14 protein-coding genes are annotated in these 15,170 nt (G+C 57.5%); 10 read left to right on the forward strand and 4 right to left on the reverse strand.

The window, feature by feature from the left end; translation table 11 throughout:
- Positions 1 to 7: 7 nt before the first annotated feature.
- The 10 genes from J3362_RS02390 (at position 8) to J3362_RS02435 (ending at position 12,317) form a co-directional block, all read left to right on the forward strand.
- The gene (locus J3362_RS02390; protein ID WP_349517968.1) at positions 8 to 1,663 is read left to right on the forward strand and encodes a DUF1302 family protein; all 1,656 of its coding nucleotides are present in this window, start codon (positions 8 to 10) and stop codon (positions 1,661 to 1,663) included.
- Between the two features lie 19 nt (positions 1,664 to 1,682).
- Positions 1,683 to 2,948 carry a DUF1329 domain-containing protein gene (locus J3362_RS02395; protein ID WP_349517969.1) on the forward strand — a complete coding sequence of 422 codons (1,266 nt, stop codon included), beginning with the start codon at positions 1,683 to 1,685 and terminating at the stop codon, positions 2,946 to 2,948.
- A 40-nt stretch (positions 2,949 to 2,988) separates the two neighbouring features.
- Complete coding sequence (locus J3362_RS02400) at positions 2,989 to 5,061, forward strand: hydantoinase/oxoprolinase family protein (protein ID WP_349517970.1); 2,073 nt, start codon at positions 2,989 to 2,991, stop codon at positions 5,059 to 5,061.
- A 4-nt stretch (positions 5,062 to 5,065) separates the two neighbouring features.
- Entirely contained in the window at positions 5,066 to 6,937 is a 1,872-nt protein-coding gene (locus J3362_RS02405; protein ID WP_349517971.1) for a hydantoinase B/oxoprolinase family protein, read from the forward strand.
- Positions 6,937 to 7,527 carry an isochorismatase family protein gene (locus J3362_RS02410; RefSeq protein ID WP_349517972.1) on the forward strand — a complete coding sequence of 197 codons (591 nt, stop codon included), beginning with the start codon at positions 6,937 to 6,939 and terminating at the stop codon, positions 7,525 to 7,527. Before J3362_RS02405 ends, J3362_RS02410 begins: the two co-directional genes overlap by 1 nt.
- Before the next feature lies 1 nt (position 7,528).
- Positions 7,529 to 7,942 (forward strand): isopropylmalate isomerase, encoded by a 414-nt coding sequence (locus J3362_RS02415; protein ID WP_349519237.1) that lies wholly within the window; start codon positions 7,529 to 7,531, stop codon positions 7,940 to 7,942.
- 14 nt (positions 7,943 to 7,956) lie between these two features.
- On the forward strand, positions 7,957 to 9,366 hold the full coding sequence (gene leuC, locus J3362_RS02420; RefSeq protein WP_349517973.1) for a 3-isopropylmalate dehydratase large subunit: 1,410 nt from the start codon (positions 7,957 to 7,959) through the stop codon (positions 9,364 to 9,366).
- A gap of 1 nt (position 9,367) precedes the next feature.
- A complete protein-coding gene (gene leuD, locus J3362_RS02425) occupies positions 9,368 to 10,003 on the forward strand; it encodes a 3-isopropylmalate dehydratase small subunit (RefSeq protein ID WP_349517974.1) in 636 nt (211 codons plus the stop codon).
- An 18-nt stretch (positions 10,004 to 10,021) separates the two neighbouring features.
- Complete coding sequence (locus J3362_RS02430) at positions 10,022 to 11,923, forward strand: sigma 54-interacting transcriptional regulator (RefSeq protein ID WP_349517975.1); 1,902 nt, start codon at positions 10,022 to 10,024, stop codon at positions 11,921 to 11,923.
- Between the two features lie 76 nt (positions 11,924 to 11,999).
- Positions 12,000 to 12,317, forward strand: coding sequence for a RidA family protein (locus J3362_RS02435; RefSeq protein ID WP_349517976.1), 318 nt, complete (start codon positions 12,000 to 12,002; stop codon positions 12,315 to 12,317).
- A gap of 20 nt (positions 12,318 to 12,337) precedes the next feature.
- Here the strand turns inward: J3362_RS02435 and J3362_RS02440 are convergent, their stop codons facing one another.
- The 4 genes from J3362_RS02440 to J3362_RS02455 all read right to left on the reverse strand — a co-directional run bounded on the left by J3362_RS02440 (position 12,338) and on the right by J3362_RS02455 (position 15,162).
- Positions 12,338 to 13,981, reverse strand: coding sequence for a fatty acid--CoA ligase (locus tag J3362_RS02440; protein ID WP_349517977.1), 1,644 nt, complete (start codon positions 13,979 to 13,981; stop codon positions 12,338 to 12,340).
- 155 nt (positions 13,982 to 14,136) lie between these two features.
- A complete protein-coding gene (ppnP, locus tag J3362_RS02445) occupies positions 14,137 to 14,418 on the reverse strand; it encodes a pyrimidine/purine nucleoside phosphorylase (RefSeq protein WP_014577877.1) in 282 nt (93 codons plus the stop codon).
- Between the two features lie 71 nt (positions 14,419 to 14,489).
- On the reverse strand, positions 14,490 to 14,897 hold the full coding sequence (mnhG, locus tag J3362_RS02450; protein WP_349517978.1) for a monovalent cation/H(+) antiporter subunit G: 408 nt from the start codon (positions 14,895 to 14,897) through the stop codon (positions 14,490 to 14,492).
- A complete protein-coding gene (locus J3362_RS02455; protein WP_014577875.1) occupies positions 14,890 to 15,162 on the reverse strand; it encodes an MrpF/PhaF family protein in 273 nt (90 codons plus the stop codon). The genes mnhG and J3362_RS02455 overlap by 8 nt, the downstream gene beginning before the upstream one ends.
- Positions 15,163 to 15,170 lie beyond the last annotated feature (8 nt).

Genomic DNA, 15,170 nt, shown 5'->3' on the forward strand with positions numbered 1-15,170 from the left:
TACCAACATGAAGAGAGAAAACAATAACTCAACCTCGATTCACCGTCCCTGGCAGCGAGGCCTTCTGGCCAGTGCTGTGCTGGCAGCGTCGGTGGGTATGCCTCAGGTGGCCTCGGCCGAGGAGGACTGGCTGACCAAAGATTGGGAGGTCAGCGGATACATCCGACAGTACCTGTCCTGGAACCTTGAGAATCCGACGTTAATCGGCCCGGATGGAGAGCAAAGGGATGACTACCGCTACGACCTGTCGATGGCGCGTACAGTTGGCAAGCTCGACCTCTACCGCGATTTCGGTAACTGGCGGACCAAAATTACCGGCCGGATTTCCCGCGAATCGCCGACCGACTATGGTAAGGATCTTCAGGATGTCATGGATGAGTGGGCGGCTACCGGTGGTGCCGCAGGCTCCAGCGTTAACCTCCGCGATGACGTCTACGACGACGAGGAACTCCGGGAATTCTGGGTGCAGGGTGATCTTACCGATTCCACCAACATCAAGGTGGGGCGGCAACAGGTGGTCTGGGGCGAAACCGACTTCTTCCAATTGTTGGATGTGGTGCACGGTTACGACTTCCGGTGGCGCTCCTTCCTTGAGCCGGAAAACGAGGAGCTTCGCAAACCGCTCAACATGGTCAACCTGACCCAGCAGTTCTACGACCTCGATGGCAGCCTCCAGGTGCTGTACATACCCGGCCAGCTAAACGACGGAAAGGATCGTGGCAACAGCTACGACGTGGAAGGCGGCCGCTGGGCCAACAATCCGAACAAGGGCATCACCTTTGCATCAGCTCCGTTCGGAGCCAATGTGAAGTACAACTATGATCATCCGGACGCCGACATGGATGACGATTCCTTCGGTCTGCGTTGGAGCGGTCTGGCCGGTGACTGGGGATACTCGGTTGGCTGGTTCCGGGGGCCCAACCCTAATCCTGTTGTGAATCCCAACCCCGCCACCAATCCGGGTCAGCCGCAGTTGCAGACCGGACCTTATGAGGGCGTCTACGAGGGCGGTGCCACCGAAGCTGGCGAGTTCATCTATCCGTTCATTGATGTCTTTGGCGTGACCGCCAACAACTATTTCGCGGGTCCCGATCTCGTGTTCAGCACCGAACTGGCCTATATCCCGAACGCTCCCTACAACGTCGGTATCGAGAGTATCGCCGAAGGGCCCGGATGTGGTTTCTTCCCTGGCTTCTGTGGCATTGAAGAGAAAAAGCTGTTCCGGTCCATGTTCCGGGTCGACAAGCAGCTGGATCTGCAGGACGTGCTGGGTACCAGCCGCCCTTCCTTCTTCACTGTTCAGCTGTTTAACAACTGGATTACCGACTACGAGAAAGAGGAGCAACTGGTCAATCTCGCTGGCTTCGGCGGCGAGACCGAGGAATTCAGCAGCATCATCACCGCTGTGTTGGCCACCAACTACGCCAACGACCAGATCAACCCGTCCCTGGCCATCGGCTCGGATCTGACCTACGGCGGTGGCTTTGTCATTCCGGCGGTCGAGCTGGCCTACGGAGACCACATCCGTGTGCGCCTGGAGGCGGACATCTTCTTCCACGAGAAGGATCAGGAGCGCCCTCTCCAGGGCTTCAACGATACCAACCTGTTCGGGTACTTCTCCGGCAACGATCAACTGCTTGCGCGGTTGACCTACCAGTTCTGAGCACATGAGGAGAGTAACAATGAAAACAATGACATCCGTTAAGAGTCTCGCCCTCGCTGTGGGCCTTATGGCCGGCTCGGGCTTCCTGCAGGCCGCTGAACTGTCGGCTGGTGACACCTTAAACGCGGGTAACCTGGACCAGCGTCTGTCAGATACCTTCCACGGTGACAGCCTTGACGGTCTGCTGACTGATCTGCAGAAGCGGTTGATCCGGGAAGAGGGCTTGGAGATCACCCTGAAGGATCCGGAACCTATCAAACTGGGTGAGGATTACATGGCGGCCACCGAGCAGTATTCTGCCAGCGCCACGTTCAATCCGGACACCCGGATGATGGAAGGTTGGCAGGCCGGCATGCCGTTCCCGAACGTGGACGAGAACACGGACTACGCCGCTGAAAAACTCATCTGGAACCATCATGTTGCCCAGCCCACCAAGAACTTCCAGGACTACCCAGAGTTTGCCTACCTGTTTGTGGATGACGAACGGGGCCTGGAACGTACCCAGGAGTGGGTTCTGCGCCGCTACTACATGAAAGGTCGTCTGGGTGAAGAAAGCACCGTAGAGGGCGACGGCGATGTACTTTGGAAACAGCTGCTCTACGCCACCTATCCTGCCGACATCCGTGGCCTCGGCCTTTTCACCGTGCGTTACGACAGCCCGAAGCTGGATGACAGCTGGGCGTACATCAAATCGGTCCGTCGCACCCGCCGCCTTTCCGGTGGCACCTGGATGGATCCGATCGGAGGTACCGACCAGCTGAATGATGACATCGAGATCTTTAACGCCCACCCCACCTGGTACCCCGAGTACAAGCTGCTTGGCAAGCGCAAGGTTCTTGTGGTCGCCAACAGTCAGTCCACCGCCTGGAACGACGATGCCAGTGGCAATGATGCGTTCCCGATTGTTGATCTGGACAACGCCCCTTACTGGAACCCGAAGGACCAGTGGGAGCCCCGTGAGGTCTGGGTGATCGAGGCCGTCGCTCCGCCCGAGCATCCGTACAGCAAGAAAGTCATGTACATGGATACCCAGTTCCCACGATTCTACATGGCAGACGTTTACGATCGTAAAGGCGAGTTCTGGAAATGGATGAATTACAACCTGCGCACCATTGAGACCGAGGATGGCGATCGGGGCATTGTCTCCAACGCGGGCTTCACCATCGATTACCAGCGCCGTCACGCTACCATCTTTGTTCTGGCCCCCAGCGCCAAACTGAACACCGATGGGTTTGATGGCAATTCCATCAGTTTGCGCGAGCTTGAGCAGGCAGCAGTTCGCTGACGCCGGCCCAAACCCGACAGAGAACAGTCAGGAGACACGTATGAGCTTTCGACTAGGGGTTGATGTGGGCGGTACCTTCACGGACTTGCTCCTTATCAACGATGATACTGGCGCAACCTATACCGCCAAAGTCCCCTCGACCCCCTCGGATTCGTCCGTGGGGGTGCTGAACGGGATCGAGAAGATCTGCCGCACCTCGGGCATTGATCCGAAACAGATCCGATCGGTGATGCACGGCACCACGGTTGCCACCAACGCCATCCTCACCCAGAAGGGTGCCAAGGTCGGCCTGGTGACTACCCAGGGTTACAAGCAGGTTCTGCATATTGCCCGATCGTTTGTGCCAGGTGGCCTGGGCGGCTGGGTTATCTTCAAGAAACAGCCGCTGCTGGCGCCCCTCGAGCATACGGTGGAAGCGGCTGAGCGCCTGAGCGCCAGTGGCGAAGTGGTCACGCCGCTGGACGAGGCAGATATCCGGGCGAAGCTCGAAGAGTTGCGTGACGCGGGCATTGAAGCGCTGACGGTATCATTGATCAACGCGTACGCCAGCGGTGTGCACGAAGAGCGCATAGCCGAGATTGCCGAGGAAGTGATGCCGGGCATCCCGGTATCACTCTCCTCCCGTGTGGTCCCGGAAATGCAGGAATATGAGCGCACCGAGACGACGGTGGTCAACAGCTTCGTGCGTCCGGAGGTCTCCAGCTACCTGGACCATCTCGAAGCGGAGATCCAGGCTCGTCTGGCCGATGACGTGCAGCTTTCGATCCTGCGCTCCGACGGTGGCCTGGCTACCTGTGACTCGGCCTCTTACACACCCGTCAACCTGCTGCTGTCCGGTCCCGCTGGAGGTGTTGCGGGTGCCATCTGGTTCTGTTCCCGAGGTGGCTTTGACAGGGTACTCACCTTCGATGTGGGCGGTACCTCCACGGACGTGGCGCTGATCGAGGATAACCACGCACGCTTGCGCCGGGAGACCCGAGTCGGGGATGTGGCCGTTCGTGCTCCATCGGTCGATGTTCGAACCGTGGGTGCCGGCGGTGGCTCCATCGCGTTTGTACCGGAACTGACGAAAGCGCTCCGTGTGGGCCCTGACAGCGCCGGAGCAGAGCCGGGGCCGGCGGCCTACAACAAGGGGGGGGATCAGCCTACCGTAACCGATGCGAACGTGGTTCTGGGTTACCTGCCTGCCAATCAGAAACTTGGTGGCGACATGGAAATCCGGAAGGATCTGGCGGAGGCCGCTGTCCAGAAAGTTGCGGATGCCATGGGCGTGCCCCTGAAAGAAGCGGCGGAGGGCATAGTGCGCATTGCCAATGAACACATGTTCGGCGCTCTGCGACTGATCTCCGTGGAACAGGGCTATGATCCGAGGGAATTCGCCTTGTGCGGTTTTGGTGGCGCAGGTCCGTTGCACGCCAATGCCCTTGGCATCCTGATGGATGCGTGGCCGGTGATTGTGCCGCCATCTCCCGGTGTGCTCTGCGCCTATGGTGATGCTACCACCCGAGTCAAAGATGAGGCGTCCCGATCCCTTGTCAAGGGCTTCTCCCAGCTCGACAAAGACGGCGTAGTTGGCATTCTGGAGGGGCTTACCCGCCAGGTCACCGAGTCTCTTGAACAGCAGGATATTCCGGCCGACCAGCAGACGATTACCTGGCAGGCCGACGTGCGTTACCAGGGCCAGGCGCTGCTGCTGACTCAGGATGTATCGCCGGAGGCGCTCCTGGAGCAAGGCCTCGGTCTTCTCCAGAGCGCTTTCGACGCCGAGCACGAGCAGCTGTTCAGCTTCTCCCTCGACGAAGAGCATGAACTGGTTAACCTGCGCGCTATCGCCCGAGCGCCGCGCCCGAATATTACCGAACGGGAGTGGTCGGCCGAGGCGACTGATCTGCCCGAGGCCATTACCGGTGAGAGCCTGATCTACTTCAACGGCGCCGATCATAACGCCACGCTCTACGATCGCGAGCGACTTTGTCCGGGGCATGTTGTGCCGGGGCCAGCGATCGTTACCGAAATGGATTCCACCACCGTCGTCTTCCCCGGCTATCAGGCGGAAGTGGACAAGGTGGGTAACCTGTTGATTGAACCTGTCGGCCGCCAGGGCAAGGAGTAATCGTATGCCTGCGAATATCATTCAGCCAAACAGCACAACGTTGCAAAAGGTCGACGTGGATACCGTGACTCTCGATATCATCGAAAACGCCATGGCGAACGCTCGCAACGAGATGGACGCAGTTCTGTTCCGAACTGCCATGTCCCCGGGTATCCGTGAGCAGGGTGATGCCTTTCCAATGATTGCCAATCACGAGGGCAAGATGGTCGTGGGGCAGTTCGGGTCATTCATCACGGGCTTCATACAGTCGTATAACGGCAATATCGAAGAAGGAGATATCTTTCTTACCAATGACCCCTACATGTGTGACGGAGCTGTGAGTCACCTCCCTGACTGGCTCGTACTGGTGCCGGTGTTCAAGGAAGGCCGCCTGATTAATTGGGCTGCCATGTTCGGCCACATGTCTGATGTCGGTGGCAAGGTGCCGGGCAGCCTACCGACAGATGCCCAGACCATCTTTGAAGAAGGCATCCGTATTCCTCCGGTGAAGATCTACAAGAAAGGTGAGCTGAACCACGACGTACTGGAACTCATTCTGCACAACGTGCGGATGCCCCGCTGGAACCGCTCGGATTTCAACGCCATCGTCGCTTCCTGTCGCACGGCAGGCCGCCGCTGTGTTGAGCTTGCCGAGCGCTTCGGTGACGATATCTTCAGCAGCGCCCTGGGCATGATGCTGGAGCGTAACTACATCGCGATGCGGGAAATCATTCGCAACGTGGTGCCTGAGGACAAGCGCTCATTCGAGGACTACATCTGTGACGACGGCGCCGGTCTGGGTCCTTATACCATCCGTTGCACCATGTGGCGTGAGGGAGACAAGGCGATCTTTGATTTTGAGGGTACCGACCCCCAGGCACCGTCATCGGTGAACTTCTACCTTAACGAGGAGATGTTCAAGATGTTCTTCGGGGCCTTTACCATCAACCTTTTTGACCCGTCGATCCTGTTCAACGACGGCTTCTACGATCTGGTAGAAGTACGGATTCCCCAGGGCTCGATTCTCAAGCCGAACTTCCCAGCGGCGCTGTCCTGTCGGACCCACCTGCTGGGCCGGATCTTCGACGTAATGGGGGGCCTGCTTGGCCAGGGCACACCAGATGCCATGAGCGCCGCAGGCTTCTCCGATTCGCCCCACTTCATGTACTCCGGTTACGACGACAAGGGCGAGTGGTTTCAGCTGTTCCAGATCGGCTTTGGTGGAATTCCCGGTCGGCCGGTGGGCGATGGCCCGGACGGCCATAGTCTCTGGCCCGGCTTTACTAACGTGCCCAATGAATTCGTAGAAGCCTACTTTCCGCTTCGCATCGAGACCTATGAAACCATCACTGATTCCGGTGGCGCCGGCAAACACCGTGGCGGCAATGGTATCCGCGTGGGTTACCGCTTGCTGGCGGATGGTGAGATTTCCATCCACGATGACCGCTGGCTGACCTACCCATGGGGCGTAAACGGGGGTGACCCCGGTATGCGTAGCCGCAAGGAGCTGGTAAAAGCCAACGGCGAACGCCGGACTCTCCCCTCCAAGTGCGACCACATCAAGGTGGAAAAAGGCGATCTGGTCGTCTTTGACACATGGGGCGGTGGCGGTTGGGGCAATCCCCTGGAGCGTGATCCAGCATCGGTTGCAACTGATGTTGTGAAGGGCCTTATCAGCGTCGAAGGTGCCCGCCGTTACGGTGTGGTCCTGGACGCGAAAGGAGCGATCGACCAGGCGGCAACCGAGGCCCTGCGCACTGAGATGGCTGGCAGTCGCTATGCCGATGCCCTGTTCTCACGGGGCGGCACCATTGAGGAAATCAAGGCGCGGTGTGAGGCTGAGACTGGATTGCCGGCTCCGGCAACGCCGGTCTGGAACAACGCAGGGGTGCACTGATGGCCCTGGCGTCGAACGTCCTGAAACGGGGACAGCGCTATGCGCTGATCCTCGTGGACCTAAGCGTCGGCTTTACCGATCCGGCAAAGAGCCCGCTGGCGTCGGACGCCGCCGACGCGATAGAAGCCAACCGGATTTTGCTTGAGCGGTTCCGGGTGCGCGGGTGGCCGGTGTTTTTTACCACCGTTGCGTATTCGGAACCTTCCCAGGCTTCAGTCTTCAGGGAAAAGCTGCCGGCGCTCAATGTCCTGAAACTCGGTTCCGAACTCGTGGAAATTGATCCCAGATTGCAACCCCGGGACGATGAGCCAGTACTGGTAAAACATTGGGCCAGCGGGTTCTTTGGTACCGATCTGGATTATCGGCTCAGGGCTGCGGGCGTTGATGGCACGGTGGTAACGGGCCTGACAACCAGTGGCTGCGTGCGTGCCACGGCGCTGGACAGTCTTCAGCATAACTATCGGACCCTGATCCCGCGGGAAGCAGTAGGAGACAGGGATTCTGACGCCCATGAAGCGAACTTGCGGGACCTGGGGATAAAATATGCGGATGTTATGGCTCTCAGCGAGCTGCTCGCGTTTCTTGACTAGTGTGTTGATGGTCGGCTCTGCGGCCTTGCTATCAGGCTGCGTGGCAACACCCTCCGGCGAGACGAATGGCAGCAACAGACAGGCGTTTCTGGAACAGCTTTATTCCGATCCGCAGGCCTGCCAAAGCTACCGCGAGGCCTATGTACGCGGTTTTCGGGAGAACGTCAGCGCTCTTGCCCAAAGCGATGAAGCCGGTCAGCAAGAGGCAGAGCGCGCGCTTGTCCGGGCCCGTGAACGTCTGCTGGCGGCCGGTATGACTGAGCCCGACTGCGCTCGACCCTACTGCATTATCGAACCGCTTCAGGACGGCAAACTCGATGCTTGGTGCGGCTACCGTCTGGATGCCGACACGGGAGAGGAACTCTACCAATGGCTTGACTGGGAGACGGTTCAGGCTGCGGTGCAACGCCAATAACGAGGACAACAAACATGGCTGCGCGTACGCTCTACGACAAGCTGTGGCAGCGCCACTTGGTGGATGAACTGCCCGACGGTTCCGCGTTGCTTTATATAGACCGTCATTTACTGCACGAAGTGACTACGCCCCAGGCTTTTTCCGGCCTGCGTTCGGCCGGTCGAAAACCCTGGCGAATCTCAGCCAATGTAGCGGTGCCCGACCATGCCGTACCGACCCGGAAGCGGGAGCTCGGCGTTGCCGGTATTGCCGACCGTGTTGCACGAAAACAGGTGGAAACCCTGTCGAGTAATTGTGAGGAATTCGGGATTCCTTTGATTGAACTGGAAGACGCTCGGCAAGGGATCGTACACGTGGTGGGGCCGGAGCAGGGCCTGACGCTGCCGGGCATGACCGTTGCCTGCGGTGATTCTCATACCTCCACCCACGGCGCTTTCGCTACTCTGGCCATGGGCATTGGTACCAGTGAGGTGGAGCATGTACTGGCTACCCAGACGTTGCGGACCCAAAAACAGAAGAACATGCGGGTGGTGTTCGAGGGCCAGCCAGGTTTCGGGGTCACCCCTAAAGATCTGATCCTTGCGTTGATTGGCCGCATCGGTACCGCGGGTGGGACAGGTTACGCCATTGAATATGCCGGCGAGGCGATCCGCGACCTTTCCATGGAGGGGCGTATGACCATCTGTAACATGAGTATCGAGGCCGGCGCCCGGGCCGGCATGGTGGCTTACGACAAGGTGACCGAACAGTACGTTCAGGGCCGACCGCAGGCACCCAGAGAGGAGCTCCTGGACCAGGCTCGCGAGTATTGGCGCACCCTGGTGTCGGATACAGACGCACAGTTTGACCGTGAGGAACACTTCCCGCTGGACTCCCTGGTGCCGCAGGTTACCTGGGGAACGTCTCCCGAGATGGTTACCGGCATCGACGGTAAGACCCCGGTGCTGTCTCAACTGGCACCGGACAAGCGAGAGTCGGCCAGGCGTGCTCTGGACTACATGGGGCTTGAGCCGGGGCAGCCTTTGAAAGGTTTGGCCATCGACAAGGTTTTTATTGGTTCCTGCACCAATGCCCGTATGGAGGACCTGAGGGCCGTCGCCAATCTGGTGCAAGGACAGAAGGTGCACCGGTCAGTGAAGCAGGCTCTGATTGTTCCCGGGTCTGGTCAGGTTCGCCTGCAGGCAGAGCGGGAAGGTCTGGATATGATTTTTCGCAATGCTGGATTCGAGTGGCGGGCGGCAGGGTGCTCGATGTGCCTGGGCATGAACGATGATCGCCTTAACCCCGGCGAGCGCTGTGCCTCCACTTCCAACCGTAACTTCGAGGGCAGGCAGGGCAAAGGCGGGCGGACGCATCTGATGAGCCCGCTGATGGCCGTTGCGGCTGCGTTGGCCGGCGAACTGACCGATGTGAGGGAGGTTTAGGATGGAGGCATTCAAAACACACACCGGTCTGGTGGTTCCTTTCGACCGGTCAAATGTGGACACCGATGCAATTCTGCCCAAACAGTATCTCAAAATGCTGGAGAAAACCGGGTTTGCAGACTTCCTCTTTGACGATGAGCGATACCTGGACCCGGGTGATGTGGACATCCCTGCCTTCGAGCGCAGGCCGGATCCCGGGTTCATCTTGAACCGGGCACCCTTCCACCGTGCTTCCATCCTGCTGGCCAGGACAAACTTCGGCTGTGGGTCGTCCCGGGAACATGCGGTCTGGGCCCTGAAGGACTTTGGCGTTCGCGTGGTTATTGCCAGCAGTTTTGGTGATATTTTCTTCAACAACTGCTTTAACAATGGCCTGCTTCCGGTAATACTCGACGAGTCAACCATTGACGAGTTGTTCGAGTTGGCCAGTGACACGGACGGTCTGGAACTGACGGTGGATCTGGAGCACTGCGAGATTCGCGCCTCGGAGAAAACCTGGTGTTTTGTGGTTGAATCGGGGCGGCGGGAGAACCTCCTCAGCGGTCTGGATGAGATAGGTCGTACTCTGACTTCTTCAGAGTCCATTCAGGCCTATGAGGCGAACCGGAGAACTCTGGAACCCTGGCTTTTTGAGTAGATCCGGAGTTAGGAGGGGATGATGGAGTTCAACAACGCTGAAGCGGATCGGGTCAAGGTTTGCCTGATTGGCAACTCCAAGCTCAGCAAAATGGTCCATTCCCTGATCCCGGAATTTCAGTCAATCGCTGAAATTATCATCATCGACAGCATCTTCAGCGATGCCCTGATGTCTGCGCGGCGTCTGGTCGAGCATGACTCGGTGGATGTGTTCATAAGCGCCGGCGCGAACGCTCACTATCTGAAAGACACTCTGCCGGTGCCGGTCGTGGCACTGGAGCTCAGGCAATCCGATCTGGTCAACGCCGTACTCAAGGCCCGCCAAATCAGCAACAAGATTCTTCTGCTGACCTATGAACATCAGAGCACCTGGACTGAGTTTCTGGACTATGTGGAAGGTGTCGACATTGTTCATCGTACCTACAAGACCGCAGAAGAGGCCCGGGAAACCTTCCATGGTGTAGAGAAAGACGGTATTGGCGTGGTGATCGGCTCCAGCTTTATTTGCGACCTGGCTGAGCAGGAAGGCCTGCCGTTTGTCATGGTGTATTCGCGGGAATCTTGCCGTTACATGGTCCGAAAGGCGATCTCTGTGGCCGGAGAGCACAAACGGGAAGGCGAACGCCGAGCGTTTGTGCAGTTCCTTATGGATAGCGCAAGCAGTCCAACCATCATCACCAACCGGGACGAACAGGTCATTGGATTCAACCGAAGTGCTCTGGGACTGGTGAAGGGACTAGCTCGCAATAAGCGCATTGATCGGTTTTTGGATAGCCGGTTTCTGCAAACACCAGATACGGTTGCCGAGGGGATTCAAGTAGGAGACCGGCTGTGTCGGGTTCAGAAGAGCGCCTTTGAAGTCGATGGTCTGCGAGTGGGGCACCTGTATGCCGTAACCGCGGCGCCGCAGAGCAAGTCTGGCTCTGAAGGTAAGACCAGTGGGCTTATATACGAGTCTGGTCGGATGGCGGAGGTCGCGCATTTTCTTCAAGTTTACGGTGCTACTCCAGGTGCAGTGCTGCTTCGAGGCGAAACCGGGACAGGTAAGGAGCTTGCAGCGAGGATGATTCACGACTCCAGCGCCAACAAAGACGGACCTTTTGTCGCCATTAACTGTGCCGCTATTCCCAGTGAGCTCTTTGAGTCGGAACTGTTCGGTTATGCCGATGGCGCTTTTACAAGTTCGCGTAGTGGTGGTAAATCCGGGTTGCTGGAAACCGCCAACAACGGCACCTTTTTCATGGACGAAATCAACTCTTTGCCTCTGCCGCAGCAGGCTAAACTGCTGCGGGTACTGCAGGAGCGGGAAGTGCGGCCGGTCGGCTCGCGAAGGTCCATAGCTCTCAACATCAAGTTTGTCGCTGCGTGTAATCACGATCTTTTGGAGGAGGTTCGAGCCGGTCGGTTCCGGGAAGATCTTTACTATCGGCTCAACGTGTTCATAGTAAATCTGCCGCCACTGCGTGAGAGGCCAGACGATATTGAACCCCTGACCCGCCACTTTATCCAGTCACTCGGCAGGCAGTACGGAATCGATGCCGATGAAAATGCCTTGGCCGAGGTTCTGGTTCCCCGGTTCAGGCGGTATCGATGGCCCGGCAATGTTCGCCAGCTCGAAAATCTGATGGAGCGTTTGCTGGTGTCGTCCACGCTTTATTCATCAACGGAACAGTTCGCGTCCCAGCTTCAAAGCCTGGCCCCGGAGTTGTTTGAGTCGACAGATCCTGGCCAATCCGGGACTGAGGGTGGTCACCTGCAGTCCGTCGAGCAGGAGGAAATCCTTAAGGTGCTCGATCGTTTCGGAGGCAACAAGACCAAAGCAGCGGAATACCTTGGTATCAGCCAGACAACGCTCTGGCGGCGGCTGAAGCAAATAAGAGATGATCGTCGCGCAGTGGGCGATGATCAGTCAGGAGAATGATATGACAATTGGGACAGAACCGATCTTTCTCGATCCAGATCCTTTTGACAATTTTCTCATCGGCCAAGGACATTGCGTGGGTAATCTAATATTCCTCTCGGGGCAGGCAGCGATCGACGAGCGTGGTCAGATTGTTGGTCCGGGAGACATTGATGCTCAGATAGATCAGGCAATGAAGAACATTGAGCGGGCACTGAGCGCAGCAGGATCGGTTGTCGAGCGGATATTCAAGATAACCGTGTATCTTACCGACATGAACCACTTTGAAAGTGTTATGAAGATGCGAGAGCGCTACTTCGAGAAACCCTGGCCTGCGGATACCACGGTTGGCGTTTCAGCGCTGGCCCTGCCGGAATTACTGGTTGAACTGGACGTTATTGCCACCCGGCCTTGACCGGGTGGCAATCCGTTGAGTTATTGCAGCTGATCCCGAATTAGTTTCTTGTTGATCTTGCCAACACTGGTCTTCGGAATATCTTCCACGAAATCAATATGCTCGGGGATCGCCCATTTATTGATTTCGCCGCTCTCCACGAACTGCTTCAGGTGGTTCTGGATATCCCCGGCACTGGCTTGTTCACCCGGCTTCAGGGTGACCAGTGCGTGCGGCCGTTCGCCCCATTTCTCGTCGGGCACACCCACCACGGCAGCACCGGCGACGGCCGGATGCTGGCTGATCAGGTTCTCCAGGTCCAGTGAAGACAGCCACTCACCGCCGGTCTTGATCACGTCTTTGATGCGATCCTTGATGGTGATGGTGTTGTCCGGCTCCATCGAGGCAACGTCGCCGGTGTGAAGCCAGCCACCTTCCCAGAGCTGCTCGCCTTTCTCGGGCTCCTTGAAGTACCCCTGGGTCAGCCAGGGCGCGCGGGCCACGATTTCGCCCTTGGCCTCGCCATCATGGGGTACCGGGTTGCCTTCGGGGTCGACGATTTCCAGCTCAACCATGGGCGTTGCAATGCCGGTCTTCACCCGGATTGCAGTCTGCTGCTCAAGAGGCAGCTCCAGATCTTCGGGCTTCAGGTGCGAAGCGCAGAGCAGCGGACAGGTCTCAGACATGCCGTACGCAGTGTACATCTTGATCCCGAGCTTGGCCCCTGCGTCGCACAGCCCTTTGGTGAGTGCGCTGCCGCCAATCAAAACGTGCCAGTTGCTCAGATCGGCCGTCTTGATGGATTCGGTGGCCATCATCATCTGCATGATGGTGGGCACGCAGTGGGAGAAGGTTACTTTATGCTCCTTGATAAGGTCGACCAGCAGCTCCGGCTCATAGCGGCCAGGGTAGACCTGTTTGATGCCCATCATGGTGGCGGCATAGGGAACACCCCAGGCATGCACGTGGAACATGGGCGTTACCGGCATGTACACGGACGAGGAGCGCATCAGCGGCATCTCATCGAACGACGCCACCGTGCCTGTCATGGCCAGCGTGTGCAGTACCAGTTGGCGGTGGCTGAAGTAAACGCCTTTGGGGTTGCCGGTGGTACCCGTGGTGTAGAAGGTGGTTGCTACGCTGTTTTCGTCGAAGTCGGGGAAGTCGAACTTGTTATTGGCCTTGGCGAGCAGGTCCTCATACTCCCCAATAGCGTCAACAGGTGCCTTTTTTGCGGCATCGCTGTCGGTGAGCTGAATCCAGGTCTTGACCGTTTTTATCTCGTCTTTGACAGCCTCAATAATCGGGAGGAAGTCATCGTGCACCAGAACCACATCGTCCTCGGCGTGGTTCATGGTGTAGACAATCTGGTCTGGAGATAGCCGGATATTAACCGTGTGCAGAATGGCACCAATCATCGGAATGGCAAAGAAGCACTCCAGGTACCGGGGGGTATCCCAGTCCATCACCGCAACCGTATCTCCCGGTTTCACACCGGCATCTGTCAAGGCGTTTGCCAGGCGGTGGATGCGCTCAACCAGATCGGTATAGGTGTACTTGCTGCGGTTGGAGTAGACGATTTCCTGATCCGGGTTGTAGCGAGGGCCGGAAAGCAGGAGCTGTTTGATCAGAAGCGGGTACTGATAGGCGTTGTCAGCCGGAGATAGGATGCGGGTCTGTGCCATTGCGTGTTTCCTCTTTCCCAGTTGTTGGTGTTATCGCGAGAAACAGGAATAAATCTGACACAGATTGGCTGAAACAGGAACCTTGAAAAGTGAAAAAAATGCAGAGCGAACCGATGCTTAGGTAGAGTGCATGTTTCGCTCTGCGATCTTGACTGTTACTCGTAGGTACAGAGGTAAGCGGTATCAATATCGGTCTTTGCCTTGAAGCTGGCTTGCCCCGCCACATCAAAGCTCTCACCTGCACCGTAGGTCATCCATTCTTCCATGCCCGGAAGCAGAACTGTCAATGCGCCGCTGATTACCGTCATGGTTTCTTTTTTGCTGGTGCCGAACTCATACTCGCCCGGGCTGATCACACCAACGGTGGCTGGCAGGGTCGAGGTCTGGAAGGAAATGGACTTGGCCTGGCCTTCGAAATATTCATTTACTTGCAGCATATGCTGGGCTCCTCGAAAAATGTGGGCTGCCTACTATACGGGAATTTCATGCACTTCCAATGACAAAATAATCAGCCTGAGCTGTCCCTGTTGTTGTCGGGCACTGCTCGGTCTGTTTTGGTTTCAAGTCCGCTGTAAAGCTTATGAGTGTCTGGATCGTATCGTTCCCGAAGTTCGTCCTTGGTGGTACCGCTCCAGAGCGAAATTCCGGTGAAGTAACCTGCCCGCCCGATGACATGAGCAGCGATCGGAGCGGTCAACAGGATAAACACAATGAAGGCGATCGCCCGTGCCGCGACAGCGCTGTCGGAGAAATGCAGCGCCACCCCGGCCATCGTGAGTATGGCGCCCATAGCGCCTGCTTTGGTGGATGCGTGCATGCGTGTTGGCAGGTCCGGCAGCCTCACGATGCCGATGGCCGCAAGCACCATGAACGAAGCCCCTGCGAGCAACAGGATGGAAACGAAAATTTCACTCATCCTTGACGCCTCCGCGCTCCAGGAACCTGGCGAACCCTATTGCCGCGAGGAAAGCGGTGAGGGAGATCACGATAGCGACATCAAGAAAACTGGAGACACCGGTATCAATGGCGTGAACCCCAACGTAACCAACCACCACGGATGCAATCAGCTCAAGTGCAACCACTCGGTCTGCCAGGGAAGGGCCCCGGGTTAACCGGATGAAGGCAAAAAGTAACGCCAGGGACAGCATGAGATACACAATATTAATGGCGATTCCAAGCATGGTGGCCT

The organism is Marinobacter sp. NFXS11, assembly GCF_040148675.1.
Taxonomy (GTDB): domain Bacteria; phylum Pseudomonadota; class Gammaproteobacteria; order Pseudomonadales; family Oleiphilaceae; genus Marinobacter.

Coding starts and splice junctions, on each gene's coding strand:
- J3362_RS02390 (WP_349517968.1), top strand. CDS start 8: ATGAAGAGAGAAAACAATAACTCAACCTCGATTCACCGTCCCTGGCAG.
- J3362_RS02395 (WP_349517969.1), top strand. CDS start 1,683: ATGAAAACAATGACATCCGTTAAGAGTCTCGCCCTCGCTGTGGGCCTT.
- J3362_RS02400 (WP_349517970.1), top strand. CDS start 2,989: ATGAGCTTTCGACTAGGGGTTGATGTGGGCGGTACCTTCACGGACTTG.
- J3362_RS02405 (WP_349517971.1), top strand. CDS start 5,066: ATGCCTGCGAATATCATTCAGCCAAACAGCACAACGTTGCAAAAGGTC.
- J3362_RS02410 (WP_349517972.1), top strand. CDS start 6,937: ATGGCCCTGGCGTCGAACGTCCTGAAACGGGGACAGCGCTATGCGCTG.
- leuC (WP_349517973.1), top strand. CDS start 7,957: ATGGCTGCGCGTACGCTCTACGACAAGCTGTGGCAGCGCCACTTGGTG.
- leuD (WP_349517974.1), top strand. CDS start 9,368: ATGGAGGCATTCAAAACACACACCGGTCTGGTGGTTCCTTTCGACCGG.
- J3362_RS02430 (WP_349517975.1), top strand. CDS start 10,022: ATGATGGAGTTCAACAACGCTGAAGCGGATCGGGTCAAGGTTTGCCTG.
- J3362_RS02440 (WP_349517977.1), bottom strand. CDS start 13,981: ATGGCACAGACCCGCATCCTATCTCCGGCTGACAACGCCTATCAGTAC.
- ppnP (WP_014577877.1), bottom strand. CDS start 14,418: ATGCTGCAAGTAAATGAATATTTCGAAGGCCAGGCCAAGTCCATTTCC.
- mnhG (WP_349517978.1), bottom strand. CDS start 14,897: ATGAGTGAAATTTTCGTTTCCATCCTGTTGCTCGCAGGGGCTTCGTTC.
- J3362_RS02455 (WP_014577875.1), bottom strand. CDS start 15,162: ATGCTTGGAATCGCCATTAATATTGTGTATCTCATGCTGTCCCTGGCG.